General features: G+C 58.8%; 23 protein-coding genes and 1 pseudogene. 11 read left to right on the top strand and 13 right to left on the bottom strand.

The genetic code is table 11. From position 1 onward, the window contains the following. Positions 1 to 16: 16 nt before the first annotated feature. The 5 genes and pseudogenes from AC13CY_RS16735 to AC13CY_RS16715 form a co-directional block, all read right to left on the bottom strand. A complete protein-coding gene (locus AC13CY_RS16735) occupies positions 17 to 559 on the bottom strand; it encodes an ATP-binding cassette domain-containing protein (RefSeq protein WP_476293747.1) in 543 nt (180 codons plus the stop codon). A 1002-nt stretch (positions 560 to 1561) separates the two neighbouring features. Then, positions 1562 to 2332, bottom strand: a pseudogene (locus AC13CY_RS16730) (sodium:solute symporter family transporter); the annotation flags it as partial. Continuing rightward, positions 2325 to 2552 carry a hypothetical protein gene (locus tag AC13CY_RS16725; RefSeq protein ID WP_483052822.1) on the bottom strand — a complete coding sequence of 76 codons (228 nt, stop codon included), beginning with the start codon at positions 2550 to 2552 and terminating at the stop codon, positions 2325 to 2327. The pseudogene AC13CY_RS16730 and the gene AC13CY_RS16725, both read right to left, overlap by 8 nt. 28 nt (positions 2553 to 2580) lie before the next feature. Continuing rightward, positions 2581 to 3981 carry an amidase gene (locus AC13CY_RS16720; RefSeq protein WP_483052821.1) on the bottom strand — a complete coding sequence of 467 codons (1401 nt, stop codon included), beginning with the start codon at positions 3979 to 3981 and terminating at the stop codon, positions 2581 to 2583. 122 nt (positions 3982 to 4103) lie between these two features. Further along, positions 4104 to 5018: a LysR family transcriptional regulator gene (locus AC13CY_RS16715; protein ID WP_289109601.1), complete on the bottom strand. Its 915-nt coding sequence runs from the start codon at positions 5016 to 5018 to the stop codon at positions 4104 to 4106. A gap of 25 nt (positions 5019 to 5043) precedes the next feature. Here AC13CY_RS16715 and AC13CY_RS16710 point away from each other — a divergent pair, with 25 nt between their 5' ends. Continuing rightward, positions 5044 to 6165, top strand: coding sequence for a DMT family transporter (locus AC13CY_RS16710; RefSeq protein ID WP_289109600.1), 1122 nt, complete (start codon positions 5044 to 5046; stop codon positions 6163 to 6165). A gap of 169 nt (positions 6166 to 6334) precedes the next feature. Here the strand turns inward: AC13CY_RS16710 and AC13CY_RS16705 are convergent, their stop codons facing one another. Continuing rightward, positions 6335 to 8251 carry a sigma-54-dependent Fis family transcriptional regulator gene (locus AC13CY_RS16705; RefSeq protein ID WP_483052820.1) on the bottom strand — a complete coding sequence of 639 codons (1917 nt, stop codon included), beginning with the start codon at positions 8249 to 8251 and terminating at the stop codon, positions 6335 to 6337. 455 nt (positions 8252 to 8706) lie between these two features. Here AC13CY_RS16705 and AC13CY_RS16700 point away from each other — a divergent pair, with 455 nt between their 5' ends. The 7 genes from AC13CY_RS16700 (at position 8707) to AC13CY_RS16670 (ending at position 17202) form a co-directional block, all read left to right on the top strand. Next, a complete protein-coding gene (locus tag AC13CY_RS16700; RefSeq protein WP_474601398.1) occupies positions 8707 to 10860 on the top strand; it encodes a hydantoinase/oxoprolinase family protein in 2154 nt (717 codons plus the stop codon). Positions 10861 to 10916: 56 nt separating this feature from the next. Further along, positions 10917 to 13244 (top strand): hydantoinase B/oxoprolinase family protein, encoded by a 2328-nt coding sequence (locus AC13CY_RS16695; protein WP_022522501.1) that lies wholly within the window; start codon positions 10917 to 10919, stop codon positions 13242 to 13244. 41 nt (positions 13245 to 13285) lie between these two features. Beyond that, the gene (locus AC13CY_RS16690; RefSeq protein ID WP_172515510.1) at positions 13286 to 13786 is read left to right on the top strand and encodes an acetone carboxylase subunit gamma; all 501 of its coding nucleotides are present in this window, start codon (positions 13286 to 13288) and stop codon (positions 13784 to 13786) included. 361 nt (positions 13787 to 14147) lie between these two features. Continuing rightward, complete coding sequence (locus AC13CY_RS16685) at positions 14148 to 15383, top strand: IS1380 family transposase (protein WP_483052819.1); 1236 nt, start codon at positions 14148 to 14150, stop codon at positions 15381 to 15383. Between the two features lie 260 nt (positions 15384 to 15643). After that, complete coding sequence (locus AC13CY_RS16680; protein ID WP_062361346.1) at positions 15644 to 15967, top strand: glycerophosphodiester phosphodiesterase family protein; 324 nt, start codon at positions 15644 to 15646, stop codon at positions 15965 to 15967. A gap of 199 nt (positions 15968 to 16166) precedes the next feature. Next, the gene (locus AC13CY_RS16675; protein WP_062361348.1) at positions 16167 to 16403 is read left to right on the top strand and encodes a hypothetical protein; all 237 of its coding nucleotides are present in this window, start codon (positions 16167 to 16169) and stop codon (positions 16401 to 16403) included. Between the two features lie 31 nt (positions 16404 to 16434). Further along, positions 16435 to 17202: an ABC transporter ATP-binding protein gene (locus tag AC13CY_RS16670; RefSeq protein ID WP_062372434.1), complete on the top strand. Its 768-nt coding sequence runs from the start codon at positions 16435 to 16437 to the stop codon at positions 17200 to 17202. A 46-nt stretch (positions 17203 to 17248) separates the two neighbouring features. On the opposite strand, the gene AC13CY_RS16665 is transcribed toward AC13CY_RS16670, so the two are convergent. Next, positions 17249 to 18904, bottom strand: coding sequence for a multidrug ABC transporter permease/ATP-binding protein (locus AC13CY_RS16665; protein ID WP_172415971.1), 1656 nt, complete (start codon positions 18902 to 18904; stop codon positions 17249 to 17251). Between the two features lie 160 nt (positions 18905 to 19064). Between AC13CY_RS16665 and AC13CY_RS16660 the strand changes: the two genes are divergently transcribed. After that, positions 19065 to 19931, top strand: coding sequence for a LysR family transcriptional regulator ArgP (locus AC13CY_RS16660; protein WP_253027427.1), 867 nt, complete (start codon positions 19065 to 19067; stop codon positions 19929 to 19931). A gap of 161 nt (positions 19932 to 20092) precedes the next feature. Here AC13CY_RS16660 and AC13CY_RS16655 read toward each other — a convergent pair whose 3' ends face one another. Both AC13CY_RS16655 and AC13CY_RS16650 read right to left on the bottom strand, forming a co-directional pair. After that, entirely contained in the window at positions 20093 to 20650 is a 558-nt protein-coding gene (locus tag AC13CY_RS16655) for a cytochrome b (RefSeq protein WP_062361355.1), read from the bottom strand. 88 nt (positions 20651 to 20738) lie between these two features. Beyond that, positions 20739 to 21611, bottom strand: coding sequence for a LysR substrate-binding domain-containing protein (locus tag AC13CY_RS16650; protein ID WP_054641605.1), 873 nt, complete (start codon positions 21609 to 21611; stop codon positions 20739 to 20741). Positions 21612 to 21752: 141 nt separating this feature from the next. Between AC13CY_RS16650 and AC13CY_RS16645 the strand changes: the two genes are divergently transcribed. Continuing rightward, positions 21753 to 22631 carry a DMT family transporter gene (locus tag AC13CY_RS16645; protein WP_054645110.1) on the top strand — a complete coding sequence of 293 codons (879 nt, stop codon included), beginning with the start codon at positions 21753 to 21755 and terminating at the stop codon, positions 22629 to 22631. Here AC13CY_RS16645 and AC13CY_RS16640 read toward each other — a convergent pair. The 4 genes from AC13CY_RS16640 to AC13CY_RS16625 all read right to left on the bottom strand — a co-directional run bounded on the left by AC13CY_RS16640 (position 22614) and on the right by AC13CY_RS16625 (position 25578). Next, entirely contained in the window at positions 22614 to 23093 is a 480-nt protein-coding gene (locus AC13CY_RS16640; RefSeq protein WP_054641277.1) for an NUDIX domain-containing protein, read from the bottom strand. The two genes, AC13CY_RS16645 and AC13CY_RS16640, sit on opposite strands and share 18 nt — an antisense overlap. Before the next feature lie 140 nt (positions 23094 to 23233). Beyond that, the gene (locus AC13CY_RS16635; RefSeq protein WP_058578672.1) at positions 23234 to 24019 is read right to left on the bottom strand and encodes an RsiV family protein; all 786 of its coding nucleotides are present in this window, start codon (positions 24017 to 24019) and stop codon (positions 23234 to 23236) included. Between the two features lie 117 nt (positions 24020 to 24136). Beyond that, positions 24137 to 25177: a hypothetical protein gene (locus tag AC13CY_RS16630; protein WP_232068220.1), complete on the bottom strand. Its 1041-nt coding sequence runs from the start codon at positions 25175 to 25177 to the stop codon at positions 24137 to 24139. Next, entirely contained in the window at positions 25171 to 25578 is a 408-nt protein-coding gene (locus tag AC13CY_RS16625; protein WP_427721593.1) for a hypothetical protein, read from the bottom strand. The genes AC13CY_RS16630 and AC13CY_RS16625 overlap by 7 nt, the downstream gene beginning before the upstream one ends. 333 nt (positions 25579 to 25911) lie before the next feature. Between AC13CY_RS16625 and AC13CY_RS16620 the strand changes: the two genes are divergently transcribed. After that, complete coding sequence (locus tag AC13CY_RS16620; protein ID WP_044629795.1) at positions 25912 to 26304, top strand: septal ring lytic transglycosylase RlpA family protein; 393 nt, start codon at positions 25912 to 25914, stop codon at positions 26302 to 26304. The last annotated feature ends 154 nt before the right edge of the window (positions 26305 to 26458 follow it).

The raw sequence follows: 26458 nt of genomic DNA, 5'->3' as shown, positions 1-26458 counted from the left end.
CCCTGGCTCAACAACCCTACGGCGGTTCGATTGCCTCCATTTCCACACTAGTCGGCTGCTCACCATCTAGCTGCTCTGTCGCCAACAGCTTGCCACTCTCCAGCCGCACCAACCTATCCGCGAGGTGGAAATAGCGGTCATCGTGGGTGATCACCAGCACCGCTTTGCCCATGCGTTTTAGCTCGAGCAACACCTCGCAGTAAAACACCTCTTTGAATAACGGATCCTGATCCGCCGCCCACTCGTCAAACACCAAGAAGGGCCGACCCTCAAGGTAGGCAACCACCAGCGCCAGACGCTTACGCTGGCCCTGGGAGAGTGCTTGGGTGGTGAACGCACCGTTTTCAACCCGCACCTTGTGCTGCAGGTGCAACTTGGCCAGCAGGCGGTTACCCTCTTCGTCCAGGCCGTCACGTGGAGCCTCTAACAGGCGCCCAAAGAGATGGAAGTCTGAGAACACCACCGAGAAGAGCTGCCGGTAGGCATCCCAGCCATCCGCTTCGACCCGCTCGCCATTGAGCAATACCTCGCCACCTTCCGGCGGGTAAAGCCCCACCACGACTTTGGCCAGCGTGGTCTTACCGCTACCGTTGTCCCCACCAGAAACACCACTTCTCCCGGCGTAAAGCTCAGATTAATCGGCCCCAACTCAAAGAAGTCATCGCTCTGCTCGTGATAGTACTGATGGGTGACATCGCGCAACTCGAGACGCTGTAAAGCAGGCACCTGAGGTGACGCTTGCCTCTCCTGACCCTGGGGCATCTCTCGTGTGATATCATCAATTCGACTAGTTACATAGGCTCAAGTTTCTATGATAGCGCCAATGATAACTCACTACCCTCCACGACGCTGTTTGATGCATCCATGAGCTATGATTTTTCAAGTATCGATGCAAGCTTTGAAGGCTGGCATGCACAGGTCAATGCGAACAACGTTACCGACAAGGAGTCTGTAAGTCAAAGACGGTGGTCGCTTCTGAAATTTTCAGATAAGCATCCTAAACCACATCATCGGCTTGGTCGGCACTGCCCAAGACTTTCGCAGCGACACTACAGAGCACAGACCGCTGATTGACGAAGATATCCTCTAACTCAGCGCTCCAGGTCTGGGTATTCACCGTTTGGCCTCCTACCGTGTTCAATGCCAATACTGCAAAAAATTATTGTTATCTTTTGGAAAAGGCAAGTCAATCGGCTCTGCAAAACGAGGTCGTTCTAACGATATACCGCATCGACAAAGCCACGGCCCCATCAGCACACCCTGAGGTCAACTCGATAACCCGCGACACTCAACTAGACGCCTTTTGCTCCAACGAGAGACTCGCTGAAGACGACCGGCCTTCTTACCCGCACACTGCTGCTAGCCTGGATATTGCATCAGACATGAAAAAGGCGGCTGAAAATCGGTTATAATTCAAGCTCCTACACAAGAACCAACCGCTTCAGCCGCCATGACAAAATGTACCACGCCCACCGCCACCTTTCCACGCTGCAAAGGCCGTCAGGTCATCGCCCGTTTCGATGGCGGTGATGTCACTTCCGACGGCGGTATCCTGCTGCTGCGGCGGCATGAACGAAAACATCGAGACGATGATCGAGGTGGTCCAGAAGCTGAAGCTCATGTCACCTCCCGCTCCCGGCAGGGTGAGAAACTCACCGTGTTCGGCTTGAATGCGATCGAATACATCGGCAAAACTCAGCCCGCCAGTCGCACTATGTACCGCCCACAGGCCGACGGCCCAGGCGACGACCAGCATCAACACACCCTGGAAGGCGTTGGTGCGCCCGATCGCTCGCTGGCCGCTGACATAGAGATACACCGCAATACAGGCAAGAACCAGCAGCACGCCCAACCATATCGGAATCATGCCTCCACTCATCACAAACAGGATGTAGGCTGAGCCGATGGTCTGCAGTACCGCATAGGCAATGGACCCTATCGCCATGACCAACGCCGCCAGTGCACCCAGCGCGGGACTTTGGTAACGGTCGGCAATGGCGCTGGCCTGAGTCACATGGCCAAACTGTTCGCCGAACTGCCACACCTTGGGGCCGAAATACCACGCCACCAGTGCCAGATAGGCGAGATAAATCGCCACATAAAATACCGCAACCCCCTTGGAATAAGCCCAGCCCGGCGCCCCCATAAAGGTGTAAGCACTCACGCTGCCCGCCGCAATCAACAGGTAGAGAGTGACAGGGCCCATGCTGCGCCCCGCCACCCCCCACTCTTCCAGGCTGTTCATGGAGCGCCCCGCCCGGGCGCGTAGTCCGATCGTCATCGCAATCGCCACATAGACGAGTGTAATCAGCAGCGGCCAGGGGCTATTCATGGTCGTCTCTCTCCACAATGCGATTACCGATCAGCATGACCGCCACGCAGGCAAAAATGACCAGGTAGCTCCATACCACGATCAGCGGCAGGCCCATCACCAGCGTGGCCCGGTTCACCCACCCAATCACCGGCCAGGTGCCCGCCACCACCAACGCGACGAATGCAATCAACAACCCCCAGCCTACACGGGAGGTGGGCAATACGATCAAACGATGCATGAGTAACCCCTTTATTTATCATTTATCGTTAATGGCTCGCTGACGGCAGTGTTGGCCAGCGCATCGGCATCGCAAGACACGCCTCCAACCGCTGTGCCAGTTTCAGCACGAAATGATCGGCAAAACGCGGGCCGATAAGCTGCACACCAATGGGCATGCTGGAACCGCTGAACCCGGCATTGAGAGAAATCGCAGGCTGCTCCCCCATATTCCACGGCACGTTATAGACGATATGTTCGAAAGGCTGGCGTGGATCATTGGTAGGCGACGGCCACTGCGCGGGAAAGGCAATATTCGGGGTCGTGGGTGAAATCACTGCATCCACTTCGTCAAATACCGCCTCGGTGGCACGACGCATGGCCAGGGTCTGCTGAAACCCCTGCACCACCTCCACCCCGCTCAATCGTGAGCCAGCATCGGCCCAGGCCTGAATGGCGGGCAGCACCTGCTCGCGTTCTTGCGCAGTGAGTTTCAATAGTTCACTCCATTGGCGAGCCTGCCAGAAGCGGTCCAGACCATCCAGCATTTCACGTGTCAGCACCGGCGCCAACGGCACCAATGTTGCTCCGGCGGCTTCCAGCTGCCTCGCCGCCTGTTCGACGTGATGGCGAATCTCGTCATCCAGCGGTAATCCGCAGCCCGCCTCCATCATCACTCCCACGCGCAGGCCTTCTATCTCTAGCGACAAGTCCAGCCAGTCGATCTCTTCCGGGGGCAAGCGCGTTGCATCGCGCCTATCCGTGCGGGCAAGCGCGGTCATCATGAGAGCGGCGTCTTCTACGCTGCGTGTCATCGGCCCGGCGCAACGGCCCACATAATAAGGATCTATCGGGACGCGGCCCAGAGTCGGCTTGAACCCGACGACGCCACACCATGCCGCCGGCAAGCGTACCGAACCACCAATATCGGTACCGACATGCAGTGGACCGAACCCTGCCGCGGCGGCTGCCCCGGCGCCCGAACTGGAACCGCCGGTATTGCAGTCAAGATTCCACGGATTGCGGGTAAGGCCATGAAACGATGACAGCCCGGACGAGAGCATGCCGAAATCAGGACAGGTGGTTTTCGCCAGCAGCAGTGCGCTGTCCTCCGCCAAACGTGCCGCGGGGGGCGCATCCTCATCGGCAGCGACCTGACCGCCCAGCCCCGTACCCACCGGCACAGGTGTGCCTTTAGTGGCGATCAACTCTTTCAAGGTAACCGGCACACCATCCAGATCCCCGCTTGGCTGCCCCTTGGCCCAGCGCTGGGTCGACGCCTTCGCTTCAGCCAGCAGTGTCTCAGGATCGTAGGCGTAAAGCGCGTTGATATGCGGCTCCCACTGCGCGATATGGCTGACAAGTGCTTCAGCGACTTCCAGCGGCAAGAATGCTCTAGTGCGGTAACCTTCGAGCAATTGGGTGGCGGTTAATTGGTGTAGGTCAGACATCGCATCACCTTGTGCTGTTGTTATCGTGCGTTAGTCATCAACAGCCAAAGCATGAACGCACAACGTGTCTTCTGCCATTACAATGTTGACCACAGCGCGTCCACTTTTTGTGTGCACGCTACTCACCAGGACGGCGATGCTTGCAGCGTTTGCAAGGCTCCTGCCAGTAACGAAAGGCATGCCTCCGTGGCAAAGCTACGCTGGCGATGACGATAGACGCAGAGGTCGATCCGTGCTGCCTCGAGCTCCAATGGCGATAAAGGAATACTCACCAGGTCACCTAGTCGGCACTCCCGGACTACTGCCATTGGCGGTAGTATGAGTACACCCGCACCGTTAAGAGCCAGCGCTTTCTGGGTTTCCAGAGAAGCAGTCTTGAAGGTGGGTGCCAGCGTAACGCCCTCTCGATGGGCAGCGCGCTCCAGTGCCTGACGCACCCCATAAGACTCATCCGGCAGAATCAATCGATGGTCTGCCAGTGCATGGAGGCTTATCTCAGCCGCTTCGGCGAGTGGATGGTCAGGCGCCATGACCGCATAATGATGCAGCTCGGCGTTGGTAAACGGCACGATGTCGTCATGGCGAGGCATGAAGAAGGACAGGCCGATATCGGCATCGCCACGGCGCAGGGCCTGCACCATTTGGCTGGCGCTGGCGATGCCGATATCGAAACTCAAATGCTGGTAACGCTGCCCCATGTTGGCTAATGCAGGCGCTAGCACCCCTGCCACGACCCCTTCCGCCACCTGCAAGCTTACCCGGCCGGTCCGCAGGCCTTTCAGGTCGGCAATATGCTCCTGCACCCGCTCGAGGTCGCGCAGGGTGCGCTGGGCCTGGGCGGCCAGAAGCTCCCCCGCAGCTGTCAGGCGAATACCGTTGGGACCGCGCTCGATCAACGGCGCGCCTAGTTGATGCTCCAGTAAATCAATCTGGCGGCTGATCGCCGTAGGGGCGATATGCAACTGAGCCGCAGCCTGGCGCAGCGAACGACAGCGCGCCACGGTATCGAAGTAACGTAACGCACGGCCACTGATCATAAACGCTCCTTGCAGCCCACCTGTCGTGTCATCACAATTGCTCGACCCCCGCCAGGAACTGCTTGAGCAGATCATCGAGTTGCTCATGTTGCTCTTCACTCAGCCCGCTCACCAGTTGGCCTGGGTGGACGTCAAGATTAATGCCCCATACCTTGTTATCAAGCTAACAATTGAGAACACTACCCTCGAGCACACGTCATTGAGAACATTATTAATGCCATTATCAAGCACCACTGCCCGAACACACTCCCGTAAAAGAGCCTGGCTTGCGCCACTGCTGTATCTGCTGTCCGGCGGGGCCCTGCTGGGTCTATCGACCAATTTGGCGAAACTGGCCGGCGAGATTCAGCTATCAGCGCTCGCCTTCCTGTTTTGGTCGATTTCAGGGGCAGCGCTTATCCTGTTGGGTCTCGCAGCCTTCCGCCACAACCTGCCGCCGATTACCGTTCGCACCGTCGAGTATTACTCGGTCTCCGCGCTGCTGGGCGTCGCCGGCGCCAACCTGATTTTCTTCACAGCCGTTCCGCATGTGGGTGCTGGGTTCGTGGCGTTAATCATCACCTTGCCACCCTTGCTCACCTATATCGGCGCATTAATCCTAAAAATGGAACGTTTCCAGGTGTTGCGGGCGGCGGGAGTCATGTCAGCTCTCGCAGGCGCCTTCACTCTGGCCTTTCATAAGCTCTCGGCACCTGATGCGGACTATCTCTGGATTCTTCTTGCCTTGATTGGCCCTGTACTGCTGGCCATCGGCAACCTCTACCGCACCTTGCGCTGGCCGGAAGGCGTATCCAGCGATGCGCTGGCCCCCGGGATGCTGATCGCCGCTGTCTTCATTCTTTTCAGCGTGGGTTTTCTGCCGGGCTTATCACTGAGCGTTCCGGCAGGCCGTTCCCCGATCCTGCTGATCGCCGTTCAGGCGATGGTCTTCGCAGGCCAGTTCCTGCTGCTCTTCCTGCTGCAAAAAAGTGGCGGCCCGGTATTTCTAAGCCTATTGGGTTCCGTCGGCGCCGTGGTAGGTGTCCCTGTCGCCATATTACTGCAAGGAGAAACCGCCCCCGAGGGCTTGCTACTCGGCACGCTATTGATCGGTGCTGGTATTGCCCTGCTCAATATCGGCAAGGTCAAACCTCGCTCCCCTGTGTGAAGTCGTGAAGTGAAAATCAAGATACCAGGAAACCTATGATTAACTATTGCGCTTATCCATGCCGTGCTGCAACAAAGTCTCCCAATTTCGCGAAGGCAAGACGCTATAATTATTAGGCAGTATCGCGCTGGTGACCCCAAATGGCTTCGTCATACCTGGCCTGCTACGGCTAACGCTTCGTCGCTTTAGCCAACCGGCTGTAGAGTGTGGATCGGGCAATGCCGAGTTGCTTTGCCGCTTGCGTCAAGTTTCCCCCTTGGCGTGCTATAGCCTCTTTGATAAGAAGTTCTTCCGATGTCCTTAGATCAGAAGGAGAAGAACCTTCTACAGAATGCATAGCGGTGAGCGTCCCCTGACCCATACGAACCTCCTCGGGTAGATCGTGCCGTTCAATGCGTTTACCCGAGGCCATTAGCATCGACATTTCCAAAACATTGCGCAGCTCACGCACGTTTCCTGGCCAGTGGTAATGTCGTAGGCAGTCCTGCGCCTGGCTCGACAGCGAAAGGGGCGCACATCCTCGCTGCATGGCAAGCGCTTTACACAACTTTTCTGCGATCAACAACACATCATCGCCTCGCTCACGCAGAGAGGGAATCCTCAAGCGCAGCGTTGCGATACGATAAAAAAGATCCTGACGAAAACCGTCCTTTTCCACTTCATTGGCCAGATTGCGGTTGGTCATCGATACCAAGCTGATGGCTACACGCTTCTCCTGGTGGCTACCGATACGGTAGACGACGCCGTCGTCCAGCACCCGCAGCAGGTACGGCTGCATATCGAGCGGCAGCTCGCCGATTTCGTCAAGACACAGGGTGCCACCATCCGCCACCTCGATCTTGCCCGCAGCCGAGCGTTCGGCGCCGGTGAAAGCCCCCTTCTCGTGACCGAATAGCTCGCTGGCCATCAATTCACGGGAGATCGCACCACAATTGATCGGAACAAACGAGCCCGGGCGTTGCGATTCGCCGTGAATCGCCCGTGCGAACAGCTCCTTGCCCACTCCCGTCTCACCCTCGATCAGGATGGGTACGCCACTTTGCGCCATCTTTCGTGCGGTCGCACACGTTTCACGCATGATATGACTTTCGCCAATAATATCTTCAAAACCAATGGACCGTTGTGGCGTGATCAACCGCGTGGCAGGCGCCGTTGGGGAGGCATTGGGTAGAATGAGAATATAGCCGAGCAGCTTCCGCTCCATCACTGGCTCACAACGTACCCCAGGAATCATCCTCTCGATGAATTCAATGAAACTTGCCGATGTCATCTTGGTACTGTCTTGTCCGAAATCCAACTTGCCATTCTGACTGTCCAGCAAGCGGGGACATCGATGGCGAAGGTCTTTCAACGCGCGGTCAGTCGCGTAAAGCACTTTCCCACTGTGCGAGAGAGCGATCGTCGTGTCATTCAGTCCTGAAAATCGCCTAGCCAAGAAGTAGTGCAACACACCAGAGTGCTCGATCTCCATTTCATGGGCCAACAATGCTTCAACCTGGCGTGCTATGGCGACGGCATGAGCAAGAATCTGAGGGTAGAAAGTGTCGGCGGGACCGGAAATATCGACAACACCCAGCAATCTCTGATCTCGAGGATCGGTCACGGGAGCGGCAGCACAGGTCCACTTTTTGACTTCGTTGCAGAAATGCTCGACAGCATGTATTTGCACTGGTGCATTCAGCATGATCGCCGTACCGATGGCGTTGGTGCCGATACTGGCTTCATCCCAGCGCCCACCGTTCTGCAACCTGATGTCCTGCCCCGCATCGATGGCACGCGGATCTCCCGCGGTTTCGAGAATCACGCCCTGGGGGTCGGCGAGAATGATCATCGATTGGGTATCGTTGAGACGCTCCTGCCCTTCCCTGATGGCCAAGCGCGAAGCATATAGAAATGGTGAGTGCTGAAGCTTGAGACGATGGAGCCCGCCCTCCTTGAGCAAGGTTGTGGCATTGCGTTCGACATCGATACCGTGTTGCAGACTACGCTGCCATGACGCCAAGACGGGTGGACTGATAGGCGTGGATGCAACGCCATATTGCTGAAAAGTGTCCCAGGCTTGCTGAATGTTTTTGTTATCGATCATGCCATTCTCCTGTGGTACAGCAGCCGCATGTCCAACGAAGGAGGACAGCGGAGGCACGGCGAGTGGCTGGCCCGTCGCCACGCCAGTCCACGATTGAGTGCCTTGATAACTCCTCCCTCCGAAGGTAGAAATCTTTTTTGGTTGAAGCTAGACATGCGGTTACGCCAAGCGCAACTAGACCTTCGGCGTAAAAAGCAACACCACCAATCTGACCGGCTGCGTTCATTGAGTCTAGCGCAAACGCCGACAAGGGTTGACCGTACGACTTCCGAACGGTCAGGTGTCCAGATCCCGTACACTCTGTTTTCATAACCAGCACGTCCTACGCTTAGGTATCCAATAAAATCATCGCGCTAGCTTCTGATCGTCAAGTTGGCACACTTCATGCCCCTTATGTTGTGACGTTCGTTCGGATACTCGAACGGATTCGTACAACAACAATGAGGAGTAGTCGCATGCCCGAAGCTACAGCCCCACAACGCAACGTCCAGGTCCTCGGCATCGATGCCGGCGGTACCATGACGGACACCTTCTTTGTCGATGCCGAAGGCGAGTTCGTCGTCGGCAAGGCCCAAAGCACTCCGGAGAACGAAGCCCTCGGCCTGATCGCCTCGAGCGAGGACGGCCTGGCCAACTGGAACCTGCCGCTGGACCAGGCGCTGCCGCAGTTGAAGACGGGCGTCTATTCAGGAACTGCCATGCTCAACCGCGTCGTCCAGCGCAAGGGGCTGAAATGTGGCCTCATCGTCAATGCCGGCATGGAGGATTTCCACCGCATGGGCCGCGGCATTCAGGCCTACCTGGGCTTCGCCTACGAGGACCGGATCCATCTCAATACCCACTACTACGACGAACCGCTGGTGCCCCGCCGACTCACCCGGGGAGTGATCGAACGCGTCGACATGTTCGGTAGCGTGGTCATCCCGCTACGCGAGGAGGGAGCGCGGCAGGCGGCCCGGGAGCTGATCGACAGCGATGTCGAAGGCATCGTCATCAGTCTCCTGCACTCCTACAAGAATGCCACCCACGAACGCCGGGTGCGGGACATCGTGCTGGAGGAGGTTGCCAGAAGCGGCAAACTGATCCCGGTGTTCGCCTCCACCGACTACTATCCGGTACGCAAGGAGAGCCATCGCACCAATACCACGATTCTCGAGGGTTATGCCGCCGAGCCGTCGCGAAAGACGTTGCAGAAGATATCCACCGCCTTCAAGGAGCACGGCACCAAGTTCGATTTCCGGGTCATGGCCACCCATGGCGGCACCATCGCCTGGAAAGCCAAGGAGCTGGCACGCACCATCGTCTCCGGCCCCATCGGTGGCGTCATCGGCGCCAAGTACCTGGGCGAGGTGCTGGGCTACAAGAATATCGCCTGCTCGGACATCGGCGGCACGTCGTTCGACATGGCGCTGATCACCCAGGGCGAGCTGACCATCAAGAACGATCCGGACATGGCGCGACTGGTGCTGTCACTGCCGTTGGTGGCGATGGACTCGGTCGGTGCCGGCGCCGGCAGTTTCATCCACCTGGATCCCTACACCAAGTCGATCAAGCTGGGACCGGATTCGGCCGGTTATCGGGTGGGCGTGTGCTGGGCCGACAGCGGCATCGACACCATTACCATCTCCGACTGCCACCTGGTGCTCGGCTACCTGAATCCCGACAACTTCCTCGGTGGCGCCATCAAGCTCGACCGTCAGCGCTCCCACGACGCCATCAAGCAGCAGTTGGCCGACCCGCTGGGATTGTCGGTGGAGGATGCCGCCGCCGGGGTGATCGAACTGCTCGACAGCGAGCTGCGCGACTACCTGCGCGCAATGATCTCCGGCAAGGGCTACAGTCCCGGCAGTTTCGTTTGCTTCTCCTACGGCGGCGCCGGCCCGGTTCACACCTACGGCTATACCGAGGGGCTGGGTTTCGAGGACGTGATCGTACCGGCCTGGGCCGCCGGGTTCTCGGCCTTCGGCTGTGCCGCGGCAGATTTCGAGTATCGCTATGACAAGAGCCTGGACATCAACCTGGCCTGCGACGCGCCCGCCGAGCAGCGCGAAGCCGCCTCGAGGACTCTGCAGCAAGCCTGGGACGAGCTGACCCAGAACGTGCTCGAGGAGTTCAAGCTCAACGGCTACACGCCGGACCAGGTCACCCTGCAGCCCGGCTACCGCATGCAGTATCGCGGCCAGCTCAACGACCTCGAGATCGACGCACCGCTGGACAAGGTCGACAGCGAAGCCGACTGGCTGGCGCTGGAGCAGGCCTTCAACGACACCTACGGCCGGGTCTACGCCGCCTCGGCGCGCTCACCGGAACTGGGCTACTCGGTCACCGGCGCGATCATGCGCGGCAGCGTGCCGACGACCAAACCCCGCATCCCCAAGGAAGCGCTCGGCAGCGAGACACCGGATGACGGTGCCTTCCTGGGAACGCGTCGCTTCTACCGCAAACAGCGCTGGGTCGACGCGCAACTCTACCTGATGGAAGCACTCAACCCTGGCAATCGCATCGCCGGGCCGGCCGTCATCGAATCCGACGCCACGACCTTCATCGTGCCCGAAGGCTTCGAGACGTTCCTCGACGAGCACCGTCTGTTCCATCTCACCCAGACCTGATCCCGTGCGAACTCCATAACAATGTGATCGAAGAATGTCATCGAAGGAGTACCCTCATGAACCAGCCAGAACACGTCAAGACAACGAACCAAACCCAGGGCATCGTCCGCGGCGGTGAAACCCTCAAGGCACACCGCGACCGGATCATGGCCGACACCCGGCAGTCACGGCACTACGCCGGCCTCGAGACCCTGGAACTGCGCGACAAGCACCCCATTCTCTACAACAAGCTGTTCTCCCGTCTGCGCGCCGGCGTCGTCGATGCGCGCGAGACGGCCAAGCGCATTGCCGCCTCGCCGATCGTCGAGCAGGAGGGCGAACTCTGTTTCACCCTCTACAACGCTGCAGGCGACTCCATCCTCACCTCTACCGGCATCATCATCCACGTCGGCACCATGGGCGCCGCGATCAAGTACATGATCGAGAACGACTGGGAGAGCAATCCGGGCGTCAACGACAAGGACATCTTCTGCAACAACGATTCGCTGATCGGTAACGTCCACCCCTGCGATATTCATACCATCGTGCCCATCTTTCACCAGGGGGAACTGATCGGCTGGGTCGGCGGCGTCACCCACGTCATCGACACGGGCGCCGTCGGGCCGGGCTCGATGGCCACCGGCCAGGTGCAGCGCTTCGGCGATGGCTACTCCATCACCTGCCGCAAGGTCGGTGCCGACGACACGCTGTTCCGCGACTGGCTGCACGAGAGTCAGCGCATGGTGCGCACCACACGCTACTGGATGCTCGACGAGCGCACCCGGGTCGCCGGCTGTCACATGATTCGCCAGCTGGTCGAGGACGTGATCGCCGAGGAAGGGATCGATGCCTACTGGAAGTTCGCCTACGAGGCCGTCGAACATGGTCGGATCGGCCTCCAGAATCGCATCAAGGCGATGACCATTCCCGGCAAGTATCGGCAGGTGGGCTTCGTCGACGTGCCCTACGATCACGAGGACGTACGCGTGCCCTCGGACTTCGCCAAGGTCGATACCATCATGCACGCGCCATCGGAGATGACCATCCGCCCGGACGGCACCTGGAAGCTCGATTTCGAGGGTGCCAGCCGCTGGGGCTGGCATACCTACAACGCCCATCAGGTCAGCTTCACCTCGGGTATCTGGGTGATGATGACCCAGACCCTGATACCGTCGGAGATGATCAACGATGGGGCCGCCTACGGCACCGAATTCCGGCTGCCCAAGGGCACCTGGATGAATCCGGACGACCGCCGCGTGGCGTTTTCCTACTCCTGGCACTTCCTGGTGTCCAGTTGGACGGCACTGTGGCGCGGTCTCTCCCGCTCCTACTTCGGACGCGGCTATCTCGAGGAGGTCAATGCCGGCAATGCCAACACCTCCAACTGGCTGCAGGGCGGCGGCTTCAACCAGTACGACGAGATCCATGCGGTCAACAGCTTCGAATGCGCGGCCAATGGCATCGGCGCCTCGGCCTACGCCGATGGCCTCAGCCATGCCGCGGCGATCTGGAACCCCGAAGGCGACATGGGCGACATGGAGATCTGGGAACTGGCCGAGCCGCTGATCTATCTCGGCCGTCAGATCAAGGCCAGCTCCGGTGGTTCCGGCAAGTATCGCGGCGGCTGCGGCTGGGAGAGCCTGCGCCTGGTATGGAACGCCAAGGATTGGAGCATGTTCTTCATGGGCAACGGCCACATCAGCTCCGACTGGGGCCTGATGGGGGGCTATCCGGCCGCCTCCGGCTACCGCTTCGCCGCCCATGACACCAACCTCGAGCAACTGATTGCCGAGGGCAAGCCGATCCCGCTCGGCGGCGACATCGACCCGGGCAATCCCGTCTACGAAAGCCTGATTCCCGATGCCAAGATCAAGCGCGACAAGCAGGCGATCACCACCGAGGAGATGTACAAGGACTACGACCTCTACCTCAACACCATGAAGGGTGGCCCCGGTTTCGGCGATCCGCTGGATCGCGACCCACACAGCGTGGTTGCCGATCTCGAGGGCGGCTACGTATTGCCACGCTTCGCCGATTCCATCTACGGCGTGGTCGTCAGGGAAAACAGCGACGGTTTCTACACCCTGGACGAGGCGGCCACCACCGCCCGCCGCCAGGAGATCCGCAAGCAGCGACTGGAACGCGCCGTGCCGACCCGCGAGTGGATGGCCCATGAGCGGCAGAAAATCATCGACAAACGGGCCTCGACCCAAGTCCAGCAGATGTTTGCCGCCTCGTTCAAGCTGGGACCACGTTTCTACGCCGACTTCAAGGCGTTCTGGGAATTGCCGGACGAGTGGGAACTGAACGAGGAGGAGATCGGTATCCCCCACTACGGCTCACGCTACCACATGGACCTCTCCGAGCTGCCGGATGTACATACCGTGCAGTTCGTCGAGGAGTAAACCGGCCGAGTCCGCCACCACCATTCCGTAAGGAGTTCAAGATGTCTTACCCACGCAACAAGATCGCCGATCTCGTCGACGGCACCATCGACCGCGATACGCTACACCGGATGCAGTCGACCCCGAAGGATCCAGAACGCTTCGAAACCTACCGCGCCATCCTGCAGGAACGCGTGCCCTGGGAGGATCACATTATCCTGCCGCTAGGCCCCAAGCTGTACATCGTGCAGGAAAAAGACACCCACCACTGGGTGGTCAAGTCCGAGGCTGGCCATGTGTTCTGCGACTATCGCGAGAACTGGAAACTGCACGCCGTCGTCCATGTGCGCGATACCCAGGAGGCGCTCGACGAGGTCTACCCGAAGCTGATGGCGCCCAGCGCCGGTTGGCAAACCATCCGCGAGTACTACTGCCCGCTGAGCGGCGACCTGCTCGACGTCGAGGCCCCCACCGAGTGGTACCCGGTGATCCACGACTTCGAGCCGGATATTGAAGCCTTTTATGAACAGTGGCTGAGATTACCTGTACCCGAACGTGCGTAGATCGTTGCAATTCAAGGCGTAAACCAAAAGAGACTGACATGGAGTCGAGGCCCATGTCAGCCTCAGGCCAATCCTTTTCTTTCTTAGGCGTTTTCATCCAAGGCTTTCAGGCGAGTCCGAAGCGGCCCATCGTCAGTCGCTATCACCTCATCACGAGACTCCCAACTACCAGGGTAAACGTAGCGGAAAATCTCACTTGCAGTAGTCCTGTTTCTGGGAAAAGATCACAACGTTGATTTTCAAGCCCCTAAACTTACCAGCCGATGTGCCATAGCCTGGATATTGCATCAGACATGAAAAAGGCGGCTGAAAATCGGTTATAATTCAAGCTCCTACACAAGAACCAACCGCTTCAGCCGCCATGACAAAATGTACCACGCCATCCGCTTCCTTTCCACGCTGCAAAGGCCGTCAGGTCATCGCCCGTTTCGATGGCGGTGATGTCACTTCCGACGGCGGTATCCTGCTGCTGCGGCAGCTCGATCGCGAGATGGGCCTGACCCGCGCCGTCGCTCGCCGACTCAGCGACGAGCGCGACGCTCAGCGCTGCCTGCATCGCACCGAAACCCTGGTTCGGCAGCGCGTGTTTGGCCTGGCGCTGGGCTACGAGGATCTCAACGACCACCAGGCGTTGCGTCACGATATCGCCCTGCAGACCGCCGTCGATACCGATGGCGTGCTGGCCAGTCAGTCCACCCTGTGCCGCTTCGAGCAGCAAGCTGACCGGGACTGGGCGATCACCATCCACGAGGAGATGATCGAGCAGTTCATCCGCTCGTTCCGGCGGCCACCCAAGAAGCCGCTCTACCTCGACTTCGATGCTACCGCCGATCGGGTGCATGGCCAGCAGCTCGGGCGGCACTTCAACGGCTACTACAACCACTACATCTTCCTGCCGCTGTTCGTGTTCTGTGGCGACCAGCTGCTGGTCAGCTACCTGCGTCCGGCCTCGCTGGATGCCGCTCACCACGCCGGCGCCATCCTCGCCCTGTTGGTCCGGCGGCTGCGCCAGGCGTGGCCTGAGGTGAAGATCGTCTTCCGAGGCGACAGCGGATTCTGCCGTCCGCTGATTCTCAACTGGTGCGACCGCCACGGCGTCGATTACATCATCGGCCTCGCCGGCAACAAGCGCTTGGCCAAGCTGGCTCTGGACATCGACTACACGTCGGCTATCCGCTTCGAGAAGAGTTGGGAGAAGGAGCGTGTCTTCGGCTTCATCGAGTACGCTGCCAAGAGCTGGAAGGAGCGTCGACGAAGGGTGATCGTCAAGTCCGAGACCAGCCGGCGTGGCTTCAACACCCGCTATGTGGAGCAGCAGTTCCTGTTCTCCGACCGCACCAGCTGCCACGAATGGTGGCCCAATCAGTACCGACTGCTGCTCTCGGGGCTGGCCTACCTGCTCCTGGAGCGGCTGCGTCGGATTTACCTTAAGCGCACCGCCTTCGCCCAAGCCCAGGTCAACACCCTCCGCCTGAAGCTGCTGAAGATCGGCGCCGTCATCACCCGCAACACGCGCACCATCCGGCTGATGTTGAGCAGCCAGTACCCGGAGCAGGACCTCTTCCTGAAGCTGGCTGGCAAACTGGTGCCTGGATAGCACCGCGGCGTGCTGTCCCCGGCACAGAAAAGACATAGGGGTGGGGGGGGGGGCGCCCTGAGCACAGGAACTTGATCAAAAAGCAGCCAAACTCCACTCCAGATCCCTTTTATCCCCACCGAGCCTGGCATCTGGGGACTTCTGACTGACCCGGTGCAACATCCGGGCTAGGCAGCCTGCTGGCTCCTGCCCTTGCCATTGCTGAAGAGAGCGAGAAGACGCCCCGCTGGAACGAGGCGCTGATCGAGGCGGCGTAGGCAGTGACGCTGGGACCCCGCCCGCTCTTTCTGGTCAACGACATGAGTGCGGACAATGCTCACGAGCAGGCACTCAAAGCGACGTTACTGATCAGTGCCGCCGAGCGAACCACCTGGCACTGCTCGCCGCTGCCGATTGGGCATCGGGGCGCACCGCTTCAGTTTCCCGAACACACGCTCGAGTCGTATATCGCAGGCGCTCAGGGCGGGACCGATATCTTGGAGTGCGACGTCGCCTTCACCGCCAACGAAGCACTAGTCTGCCGCCACTCACAGTGTGACCTCCACGCCACCACCAATATCGTCGAGACGCCATTGGCCGGGTAGTGCAGCGTGCCGCCAGCGTTCGATGACACCACCGGCGCGTTGACCAACGCGGCCGATATACGCTGCTGCACTAGTGACATAACGCTCGCGGAGTTTCATACGCTGCAAGGGCGTGAATAGCGATGCCACGAGTATCGTGGTGTAAGTGACGGGCACCCCAGGGTGGCGCACAGACCTCTATACGTCCCCTGGTACCTTGATGAGCCATGCCAACAGTATTGTGCTCTTCCAGCAGCAGGGGATCATGATGGCACCGGAACTGAAATCCCACGAGGTCGACATGCCGTTCACCGGGCATACTTCCGAGGGTTTCACTCAGCAGGCCTACGCCCAGAAGATGATCGATGAGTACAAGGCGGGTCCCATTGAGCGTTCGGCTATTTTTTTCATTTTTTCATTAAAAATGAGAACCATTAGCACTAGAATGGCGGCATGATGATTGATGCATTCGCCACCAGGAGTCGTCCATGTTCGAGATCAAAGACGCCACGTTTGAAGTCAATGGCAAACCCATCCTCAACCCCATCGAGCACACGTTTCACGAAGGCAAAGTGTATGGCCTGATTGGCCATAATGGTTCCGGCAAGTCGACGCTCATCAAGCTGATGGCACAGCAGCAGCCGGTCGCTCGGGGCGCGATCCATTTCGATCAGCGCCCGCTGAGTGACTGGGGGCATCGTGAGTTTGCTCGCCAAGTGGCCTACCTTCCTCAACACCTGCCGAGCGCCGAGAGCTTGACCGGGCGTGAACTGGTCGGCTTTGGCCGCTATCCGTGGCACGGTCTCTTGGGGCGCCACACCCAGGCCGACGAAGAAGCCGTGGAACGCGCCATTGCGCTCACGCATACGGAAGCCTTCGCCGACCGACTGGTCGACACCCTCTCCGGCGGCGAACGCCAGCGGGTTTGGCTGGCGATGCTGCTTGCCCAGGGCAGCCGCTTCCTGCTGTTGGACGAGCCGTTGGCGGCGCTGGATATTGCCCATCAAATCGAAGTGCTGGCGCTGATTCGCAAGCTGTGCGACGAGCTCGATTTGGGCGTGGTGATCGTGCTGCACGATATCAACATGGCCTCCCGCTACTGCGATGAGCTGATGGCCCTGCACAGCGGCCGACTCCTGGCACACGGGTCTCCCCACGAGCTAATGCGCGACAGCACCCTGGAAGCCATTTACGGGTTGCCGATGCAAGTCATCCGACACCCCAATGGAGAGCACAATATCGCCGTTGCCCAGTAGCTGGCCGCTGAAAAGTGGCCACCCTGCGTCGGTGGCTGCTGTAGGCTCACGAGCTGATCTGCGCCACCGCATCTTCACTGGCCTGTGCCCGCTGCTCTCCCGTCAGCTCACTCAATTGCCCCTTAGACATCTCCAATAAGCGGTCCGCATGGACGAAGTAGCTGTCGTCGTGGCTAATGGCAAACACGGTTTTGCCCATCGCTTTCAAGTGAGGTAACAGTTCGCGGTAAAACAGCCGCCTGAACTGCGGGTCCTGGTCCGCCGCCCACTCATCCAGCAGCAAAATATCCCGCTCTTCGGCAATCGCCAGCAGCAGTGCCAAACGCTTGCGCTGCCCTTGCGAGAGCTGCGTATTCACCACGCGGTCATCTTGCCATTCAAGCTTTTGCTGCATCTGCAGCCGCTCGAGCCAGGTCGCGACCAGTACCGGGTCAGCCGCTTTGCCACCCGGCCCCATGACTTGGTCGAACTGGTGAAAATCGGTAAAGACGCTGGCAAAGCGCGCCCGAAACGCAGCCCACTCTTGCGGGCTAAGCTCCTTTCCATCCACACTAATTTGGCCACTTTGCGGGCGGTACAACCCTGACAGCAGACGCGCCAGCGTCGATTTACCGCTGCCGTTACCGCCAATCAGAAACACCTGCTCGCCACGCGCCAGCGTGAGATTGAGCGGTCCCACCTGGAAGCCTTCGCCCCCGGAGGACGGCGTGTAGCGATACACCACGTTGGTGAGCGTTAAGCGCTGCCAACCTTGGAAACGATCCTCCACATCGAAGCCCGGCTGGTACTCCGCTAGCTCCAGGCTGGCCAATTTATCGAACGCCACTTGGGCGCTGATTAACGTGGGCCATGCGCCCACGGCCTGAATCAAGGGCGTGCGTAAAAACAGCAGGGTTAGAGCAAAGGTGGCTGCCACCGCAGGGCTTGCCCAACCCAGCACGTTGGCCATGAAGAACACCACGCCAATAGCGCCCAGCATCATGATGTTGGACCAGTTATTGGCGCTGAGGTGGTAGGTGTCTGCGCGAATAATATGGTGGCGATACGCTTTTGCGTTATCCGTGTAGGATTCATCAAAAAAGCGCCGCGCACGGTCACGGTTAAGCGCCAGCTCTTTGCGACCTTCGATCGCCGATTGATAATCCTTATACAGCCGATCCTCGCTTTCGCGCACCTGATGGAAGTGGCGATACACCTTCGATACCAGCACCCAGCCAACGCCCATGGTGAAGGCCATCCACAGCACGGTGATCACCACCATCTGCGGCGAGAGCCACGCAAGGTACGCCACCGAGGCCAGCGTGAGTACTACGCCCTGCACCAGCTCAGGTAAGCGCACAAAACCAATGGTAATATTGCGCACATCGCTGGAGAGACTTGCCAGCAGCGTCGCGTTACCAAGCTGCTCTAACCGTTCGATATCGGTATCCAGAATCCGCTTCACCAGCCGGGAGCGCAGATCAAAGACGAAGTAGTGGCCAAGCAAGGTGAGCGCTAGCTGCGTGCCCAGCGTGACCGCCAGCAGCAGCGCCAATAGCCCTAAAAATTGAGGCAATGCGGAGAGGGCGCTGCCCGCTTCGATCAGCCGCTGGTTGATGAACGCAATCACCCCCACCCCTAGCCCGGCACTCACCAGGCTCAGCGCTAGTGCGCCTAGAAACGGCCAGCGGTAGTGACGAAAAACCACCCGCAATAATTCCATGCTGCAACCCCTTTACACATAAGCGGCGAATTGTGACGCACTTCCCCGGCAAGTCAAACAAAGAGACTGATTTTCATTTACGCATCTTGGCCCGCGCGCCTTCCTTTACTCGCCGTTGCGGTGTTGATTAACTGCCAGAGCCAACAACAGAGAGGACATCATGGTGGATTACAAATTACTGCATGCACTGGCCACCGTGGTGGAGTGCGGCGGCTTCGAGCGAGCAGGCGACGTGATGGGCCTTTCGCAATCAGCTATCTCTCAACGGATAAAAGCGCTGGAAATTCGTTTGGGCCAGCCGGTGCTGGTGCGCCACCCCGCTCTCGCGCCCACGCCTGCCGGCCAGCGATTATTAGCTCATTACCAGCAGGTGCAGCTCTTGGAGCGCGATTTACACGATGCTCTTCCCTCTCTAGAAAAAGCCGCGCCAAGGCTACGCATTGCCCTGAATGCCGATAGCGTGGTGACCTGGTGGGCCGACGCCGTGGCGGATATCTGCCAAACGGAAGAGGTGCTGCTGGATTTGGTCATTGAAGACCAGGAGGTAGGCTTAAAGCGTCTACGCGATGGCGATGTTGCCGCCTGCCTATGCGCCACACCCAACCCAATTGCCGGTGCCCGCTGCCTACACGTGGGGGATATGTCTTATCAACCGCTGGCATCGCCCAGCTATGCCGCACGCTTTTTTCCGGAAGGCCCGAGCGCAGAGGCGTTTCAAAAAGCCCCCGCTATCGTCTTTGGCCCCCACGACCAGCTACAGCACCAGTTTTTGGCGCAGTGCGGCTACCAAGGGCACTTCCCCTACCACTTGTGCCCTTCGTCAGAGGGCTTCGTGCGCTTGGCCATGGCGGGCATTGGGTACGGCATGATTCCTCAGCGCCAAGCTGCTGAACAGTTGCAAGCAGGCCAATTGGTGAGTATCGCACCGGGGCAAGGATTAACCGTACCGCTCTACTGGCACTATTGGCGGCACAGCGGGCAGCTGATTCAGCGGCTCACGGAAAGGCTGAGCCATCTCACGCTTTAGCATCATGTTTACTCAGGGCTCTAAAAAGAGGTCTACACTCAAGGAACCAGAGCAGCCCCATTACTCTCCAACGGCAGCTTATGAGTACGGAAAAAGCACGCCAAACCACCCGTTTTTATGGCTATGGTTCAGCGTGACTTAGAAGATGCGTAGGCAGCGATTTAATCAAACAGGCTCATGCGCTTCATCACGTTATCGCGCTTAATTCGCCAATGAAACAGCGCGCCAGCCACATGCAGCGTAATCAGCACCACCAGTGCCCAACCTACACGCTCGTGCCACATAAACAGAGTTTCCGAGAGCGCCTCATTCTTACCTAGTAGCCCTGACAAATGCCAGTGGAAAAATTCCACCGGAAAACCGCCTGTGGCGGTGGCTGCCCAGCCGAGGAGCGGCATAACGACCAGCCCCACATAGAGCAAATGGTGCACGCTGGTGCTCACAATGCGCTCAAAGGCATTCAGGGGCGGATCATGATCCGGTACTACAAAGGCAATTCGGGTAATAATGCGCAGCGTCATCAGCAGCAGAACCGTGACGCCCAGGGTCTTATGGCTAGTATAAAGTAGGTTGGTCAGCGTATTCCCGACGAGCGCTACAGTACGTTCATAGCCCAAAAACCCAAGGGTTAAGCCACTCGCTAGCGATAGCAGCACCGCCAGTGCTACCAGCCAGTGCAGCACCCGATGCGGGTAGATATAGTGATCTAATTCGTGCATTCAAAACTCCCTGCCCAGTAGCGTCGTCAGCGTTAGCTTAGTTCAGCGGCGTCACGATAGAAAAATAATTGTTAGGTAATGACATACCTTATAACGCTTCGCTGGGAGCCGCTAGCTGTTCGCGAATCAATTCACCCAGCCGTCGAGCTGGCTCTGAAGGCCGGTGCGGCGCACGGTGCAACGCCAGCTCAATCATCGGCAAAGCAGGCAGCCCGCTACTCTCATCTAACGGTCGCAGCGTAGGTGTGAGCATACTCCTCGTCACAACCACCACTGCCAACCCAGCAGTCACAATCGGCGCAAGCCCCGCCATAGACTGGCTAGTGTAAGCCACTCGCCAATCCCGCCCGGCGGCCTGTAAGGCCTGCTCCGCCACCTCACGAAACACATCCGCCCCTGGGGAATATAGCGCTAGCGGAATGGGGTCGCTCAATGATGGCTGCTGGTGAACCCCTACCGCCCAGACCAGCGGCTCACGACGAATTACATCGCCCCCTGGGGAGTTGCGCTGGCGCGTTACCAGTGCCAGATCCAGTTCCGAGGCTTTCACTTGCTCGACCAAGTGAGCACTGGTGGCGCACTTAACGGTTAATCCCACCGCCGGATAGAGCTGGTGAAAGTAGGCAAACACCGACGGTAGCAGCGAGGCGTAATCCTCAGGGATGCCGAGGGTGAGATCTCCGGTAATCTGGCGGGCCTGCATATCGCTCCAGGCCTCGTCGTTTAGCGCCAGCAGCCTTCGCGAATGAGCCAGTAAGCGCTCACCTTCAGCGGTAAAGCGCAGCCGCCGACCATCTCGCTCGTGCAGGCTGACCGCTAACTGCGCTTCTAACCGCTGTAGCTGCATACTCACCGTGGACTGCGTATAGGCCAGCCGTTTCGCCGCTGCGGTCACGCTTCCTGTATCCGCAATCGCCACTAGCGTTCGCAACAGCGTTAAGTCAAACGTGGGTGCGCGCATACATCACCACTGTTGATGATATTGATCATAAAAGATCGTTATCTTGATGAGTGGGTGATGAGTATGCTGCGCGCCATAGGATCATTACAAGACTTGGTCCTCTTCAAAGGTTGGATCACTGCAGGCTCCAGGAGGCGCGTCATGCAACCCACTCACTCCCCAGTAGTCATATCCCCGAAATTCAGCGTCTGCGCCGCCTTGGTAGCGGTGACGCTGTGGAGCATTGCGCCGCTGCTGGTGGAGCTTGCCCGCGACACCGCCCCTCTTCAGCTAACAGCACTTACCTTGCTAGCAGGTGCACTTGCCACTCTGCCGTTGAGTCGTCGTGCTGCTACGCAAACCTGTTCGCTAGGCTGGCGGCTAAGCGTCTGGCTGGGTATCCCGCTACTGATCGTTGGGGCCGTTAGCAGCTATTTCATTGGTATGCGTCTCGCCCCCGCCGCCGAAGCGGCGTTGATTACCTATACATGGCCGGTGCTGTTCGTGCTGCTGAGCCAGTGGAGCCGCTGGGGACGGTTGCAGTGGGCAAGCGTGGCCGGCGCGCTGATCGCTTTTTCGGGCGCGGCGATATTACTGCTGCCCCAAGCGCTCAGCGGGGGAGTTGGCGGTTCGGCTTCCGGCTATGGCTTGGCGCTGCTGGCGGCCTGCTGCTGGGCACTCTATTCATGGCTAGGTCAAGCGGCCCCTATCTCACTCACGCCGCTGCTGCCGCGCTTATTGTTGATTGCTTGTGCACTCACCTGTATCGCTAGCGTTTGGCTGGAGGGTGACGTGGCGCTGCCTCGCGGCGAAGCGCTCGTGGCAGGCATCGCGCTAGGCTTGGGGCCTTACGGCATCGCCATGGTGGCGTGGGACAAAGCGCTGCGATTCGGTCACGCCAGCCTCGTGGGCAGCTTGGCGTATGGCGTGCCTATCTTGGCAGCGTTGCTACTCGTCCTGGCAGGCATGAGCGTATTCGACTGGCGGCTACCTACGGCCGCCCTGCTGGTGGTCGTTGGGTGCTTAAAGGCGGGCCGCTGAGGTGGGCATCATCATCTCGCTAAACAGCACGCTGGCCAGCAGCTCTGGCAACCAGGACGGCGCAAAGGTGTCACTCTCGCTGCTCTGGATTTCCGAGAGTGGCCACCACGCGTAGCAGGGCGTGGCGTCACGGCTATCGTCCAGCATCAGCCTGCCCTGGGCGTTGTCGTGGGTGTCAAGCTGGGTATCGGGACAGCGCACCAAGAAAAAGCGCTCTTCACCGGTTTGGCCCGCTTTCGCGGTGTGGGCACGCTGGCGAAGTAGCGGCCCCAAGGGGCAGGTAAGCCCGGCCTCCTCGAAGAGCAAACGAATTGCCGCCGCCGGGTAATCTTCATCGTGAGCCAGCGCGCTGCCCAGTAGCGTCCAGTGGGGAGGCGATGCCTCGCGTTTGAGCAGCAAGCGGCCCTGCGTATCGACCACCAGTAGCTGCACTTGCCGAGCGGCTTGCGTATCGGGTGTCATAAGCGATCCATGCCTATTGGTCTTCGTGGGAACAATAAAAAAGCAGCTCCCCCACACGTCTCGTGTCGGCGAGCTGCTTTTCAGCGTAGTCGATAACCGGCGATTTGTTTTACGCCATTAGGAGCAATCGCAGAGCTAGTTTATTGGCCCAGGTAACGCGGCTTGGCCACGCCTTTCAGCGCCTCAAGGGGGAGCGTAAGGGTTGGCTGGCCCGCCGCATAGGGCGCAATGTCATAAACGTTGTAGGTCACTTCCCAGCGGTCCTCCAGCGGCGCAATGTTGCGGCTTTTACTCAGCGGCCACTGGGTTGCAAACTGCGCATCGAGGCCCATCTCAGTGATCCAACGCTGATGCGCGCCAGCCAAAAGGGCATCGAAAGCGGCCTCCTGCCCGTCCACCAGCATGTCCTCGGGCTCGACGATGCGCCGCTCGCGCTCATCGATGACCATGTATTCGGTCAACGGAAGCCCATGCGCTTGGCCGGCATGATACACATAGCTATTGAGTTCGATGACCAACAGGTCGTGATGACGTGCGTACACCGTGGCTTCCAATAGCGCTTCGCTGGTCATGTCGCCAGGCGCGGCTTGGTTGTCCTCTTCAGCTAGGCTCAGGAAGCGCTCAGCGTACGCGTCCCAGCTCTCGGCAGGGGCAGCCGTCTCGTCGCTGATCGCCATGCCTAGGGTGAGCAAGCGGGTTTGTAGGGCCTCGCTTAACGCAGGCGCCTGGGGAAATGCCAGCGCTGAGATAGTCACCGTCGAACACTGCTCCCCTTGGCATCCCGGGGCCACGTACTGTTTTTCCACGGCCAGCGAGGCCAGTGCAAACGGCTCTGAGGGCGATGTATCAGCGGCCAAACAGCCGCCCAAGAGAAGCGCTCCGGCGAGCGATAGACCCACTCCTAGTGTTTTGAACGTGCGTAGCATCTTAACCTCCTTGTGAATCACTCACCCTATGAGGCGGGCTGATCATCGTAGAACGGCAACGCCCCTGCAGAGCGGCAGGGGCGTTGTTGAAAACGAACCGATACTTCGCGGTCGCGTTTAGGTGTCCGGCTGCATTTCGGTGGGTTCTGCGCTCACCGCTAGTTCGAACATACCGCTGCCGCTGGCGCTAAAACCGCGTGCGCTCACGGTATAGGTGCCGGGCAGTAGCGCCTGCTCTAAACGGGCGTTGGTACCACCGCCGCTGTCGTCGTCAGTATAGGACACGCCTTCGCCGTACAGTTCAAGATACGTATCGAAGTCGTTAGAGCTCATGCTCAGCGTGACGAGCGAGCTTTCCTCTATCGTGAGCTGATAGGTCAGAGCCTCGCCGCTGTACCAGCCGTTGAGCGTTTCATCGGGAGTGAGCGCACCTTCGTTGCGTAACTCGACATCGTTCGGCAGATCACGCGGCTCGATGGCGAGGGTGAACAGCCCGCTGTCGGTGCCATAGGCGGTACGGGCCGTGAGTTGGTAAGTACCCGGCGCGAGAAAATCGGCAATGCGCGCATTCAACTCACCCGCACTGTCATCATCTTCACGGTAATAACCGTTAGGGCCCTCGAGTACCAAGTAAGCGTCCACATCGCTGGAGCTCATATCGATTTGGTACATGCCCGCTTGGTCGATCTCTAAGTCATACGTGACGTCTTGCCCGCTGTACCAGCCGCTCAGCGTCTCGTTGGGGGTGACGGTGCCATCGTTACGCAGCTCGCCATTCCCCGGCAGCTCATGGGGCTCGGCCGTCAGGGTGAACAGGCCACTGCCATCACCAAAGGCAGAGCGGGCAGTCAACGTGTACTCACCGGGGGCAAGAAAATCGGCAATGCGAGCATTCAACTCACCCGCGCTGTCGTCATCTTCGCGGTAGTAATCGTTCGGGCCTTCCAATTCTAGGTACGCATCGAACTCATCGGCACGCATTTCGATCTGGTACATGCCTGCTTCTTCGATGGTTAGCGTGATCTCACGTTCGGTGGTATCGAGCCAGCTATCGATGGGCGTACCCACCGTCATGGTATCGGCATCGCTCAGCTCAATAGTGCGGCTGTTGACGTTGAAAGGCCCATAGCTATGGGCATCAACACCGCTGATCACCACAATGTAATCGCCCCCTCTTCAATACGGTGGCGTACCGTTTCAGCGTTGGCCAATAGCTGGAGCTGATCGTCATATAGCGCTACCGTGCCTTGTAGCGCACCGCTCAACGATATCTCGACCAGTGCCTCTTCCTCCAATGAAATGGCATAACGCGTAAAGCGGCTGCCATCTTTGCCATTGAGCTCGCTGGCGGAGGTGATTTCGCCCCGCGAGCGCTCACCCAAGGTGAGATAGTCCAGGCCTTGAAGGGCCGCAGGCATCGCTCCCTGTTCGGTAGTGGTGTCTGCGTCGGGCTCTTCTGACGAGGGGGTCACGCTGGGCAACGTTTGCGCGGCGAAGTAACCAACGGCAGCGCCGCCGACCGCCACAACCAAAAGAGTCAGTGAAGAAGACTTAGCCATAGGGGCATCCTTGTTCATTGGCAAGGGTGGGTTGAGTGATAGTCAATATCAATGATGTTGATAAATTATAAGGTGCCTAACGAGTTAAAGTGAGCGTTTGATGAAAAATATGGCGGCGCTGACGCCGGTTCATTACCCCGATTCATACGAGGCGACCTAACTGACTGAAACGAAAGGCCATAGCGCATATTGACAAAAACCGCAATCATGGGGGTAATTGCGCCGATCTTCTTAAAGCTTGCCGACCCCTGCATAGCAAGCTACTATCCATACGCCTATCGGCACCTCGTCGACGAATGCGGAGTCCGCTTTACGAACCACTGAGGTACTCCTATGGGAGCCCATAAACACCGACTACGAACGACCTGCTTGGCAGTCGCACTGCTTTTTTTGACGGCCAATCAAGCAGTTGCTCATCAAACCAATGCGCAAACTGAGTTACAAGAAGGGGTGGCTTCTTTCTATAGCGACCGCTTCCAAGGGGCCACCACCGCCAGTGGCGAGCCCTTCGATCAACAAGCGCTGACTGCAGCGCACCCGAGTCTGCCCTTCGGTACCAAGGTGCTGGTCACCCGCCCCGATACCGGACAAGAAGTCGAAGTCATGATCAATGATCGTGGCCCGTTCGTAAAAGGACGCGTGATCGACCTTTCTAAACGGGCAGCGCGAGCCCTCGGGATGATTCGCCGAGGCACGGCACCTGTAATGATCACCCTGGTAGATTAACGGATAACACATCCGCAAGCGTGTGATACCCCTTAAGCGATCAGCGTTGCAGCAAATGCTGAGTAAAGCGGCCCCACCCAGGGCCGCTTTTTTATATGCTCGTGTTAAGTCCGCGAACTTGCATGCGTGCTAATGGTCTCTACCCTGCTAGAAG

This window comes from Vreelandella sp. L-15, assembly GCF_056857635.1.
The sequence above is the reverse complement of the archived record's forward strand: the minus strand, read 5'-3'. Positions and strand labels throughout refer to the sequence as shown.

Bases quoted from the DNA above. Each gene is read 5' to 3' on its own strand.
- AC13CY_RS16725 (WP_483052822.1), bottom strand. From the start codon at position 2,552: ATGCATCGTTTGATCGTATTGCCCACCTCCCGTGTAGGCTGGGGGTTG.
- AC13CY_RS16720 (WP_483052821.1), bottom strand. From the start codon at position 3,981: ATGTCTGACCTACACCAATTAACCGCCACCCAATTGCTCGAAGGTTAC.
- AC13CY_RS16715 (WP_289109601.1), bottom strand. From the start codon at position 5,018: ATGATCAGTGGCCGTGCGTTACGTTACTTCGATACCGTGGCGCGCTGT.
- AC13CY_RS16705 (WP_483052820.1), bottom strand. From the start codon at position 8,251: ATGATCGATAACAAAAACATTCAGCAAGCCTGGGACACTTTTCAGCAA.
- AC13CY_RS16700 (WP_474601398.1), top strand. From the start codon at position 8,707: ATGCCCGAAGCTACAGCCCCACAACGCAACGTCCAGGTCCTCGGCATC.
- AC13CY_RS16695 (WP_022522501.1), top strand. From the start codon at position 10,917: ATGAACCAGCCAGAACACGTCAAGACAACGAACCAAACCCAGGGCATC.
- AC13CY_RS16690 (WP_172515510.1), top strand. From the start codon at position 13,286: ATGTCTTACCCACGCAACAAGATCGCCGATCTCGTCGACGGCACCATC.
- AC13CY_RS16685 (WP_483052819.1), top strand. From the start codon at position 14,148: ATGACAAAATGTACCACGCCATCCGCTTCCTTTCCACGCTGCAAAGGC.
- AC13CY_RS16675 (WP_062361348.1), top strand. From the start codon at position 16,167: ATGAGCCATGCCAACAGTATTGTGCTCTTCCAGCAGCAGGGGATCATG.
- AC13CY_RS16670 (WP_062372434.1), top strand. From the start codon at position 16,435: ATGTTCGAGATCAAAGACGCCACGTTTGAAGTCAATGGCAAACCCATC.
- AC13CY_RS16665 (WP_172415971.1), bottom strand. From the start codon at position 18,904: ATGGAATTATTGCGGGTGGTTTTTCGTCACTACCGCTGGCCGTTTCTA.
- AC13CY_RS16660 (WP_253027427.1), top strand. From the start codon at position 19,065: ATGGTGGATTACAAATTACTGCATGCACTGGCCACCGTGGTGGAGTGC.
- AC13CY_RS16655 (WP_062361355.1), bottom strand. From the start codon at position 20,650: ATGCACGAATTAGATCACTATATCTACCCGCATCGGGTGCTGCACTGG.
- AC13CY_RS16650 (WP_054641605.1), bottom strand. From the start codon at position 21,611: ATGCGCGCACCCACGTTTGACTTAACGCTGTTGCGAACGCTAGTGGCG.
- AC13CY_RS16645 (WP_054645110.1), top strand. From the start codon at position 21,753: ATGCAACCCACTCACTCCCCAGTAGTCATATCCCCGAAATTCAGCGTC.
- AC13CY_RS16640 (WP_054641277.1), bottom strand. From the start codon at position 23,093: ATGACACCCGATACGCAAGCCGCTCGGCAAGTGCAGCTACTGGTGGTC.
- AC13CY_RS16635 (WP_058578672.1), bottom strand. From the start codon at position 24,019: ATGCTACGCACGTTCAAAACACTAGGAGTGGGTCTATCGCTCGCCGGA.
- AC13CY_RS16625 (WP_427721593.1), bottom strand. From the start codon at position 25,578: ATGGCTAAGTCTTCTTCACTGACTCTTTTGGTTGTGGCGGTCGGCGGC.
- AC13CY_RS16620 (WP_044629795.1), top strand. From the start codon at position 25,912: ATGGGAGCCCATAAACACCGACTACGAACGACCTGCTTGGCAGTCGCA.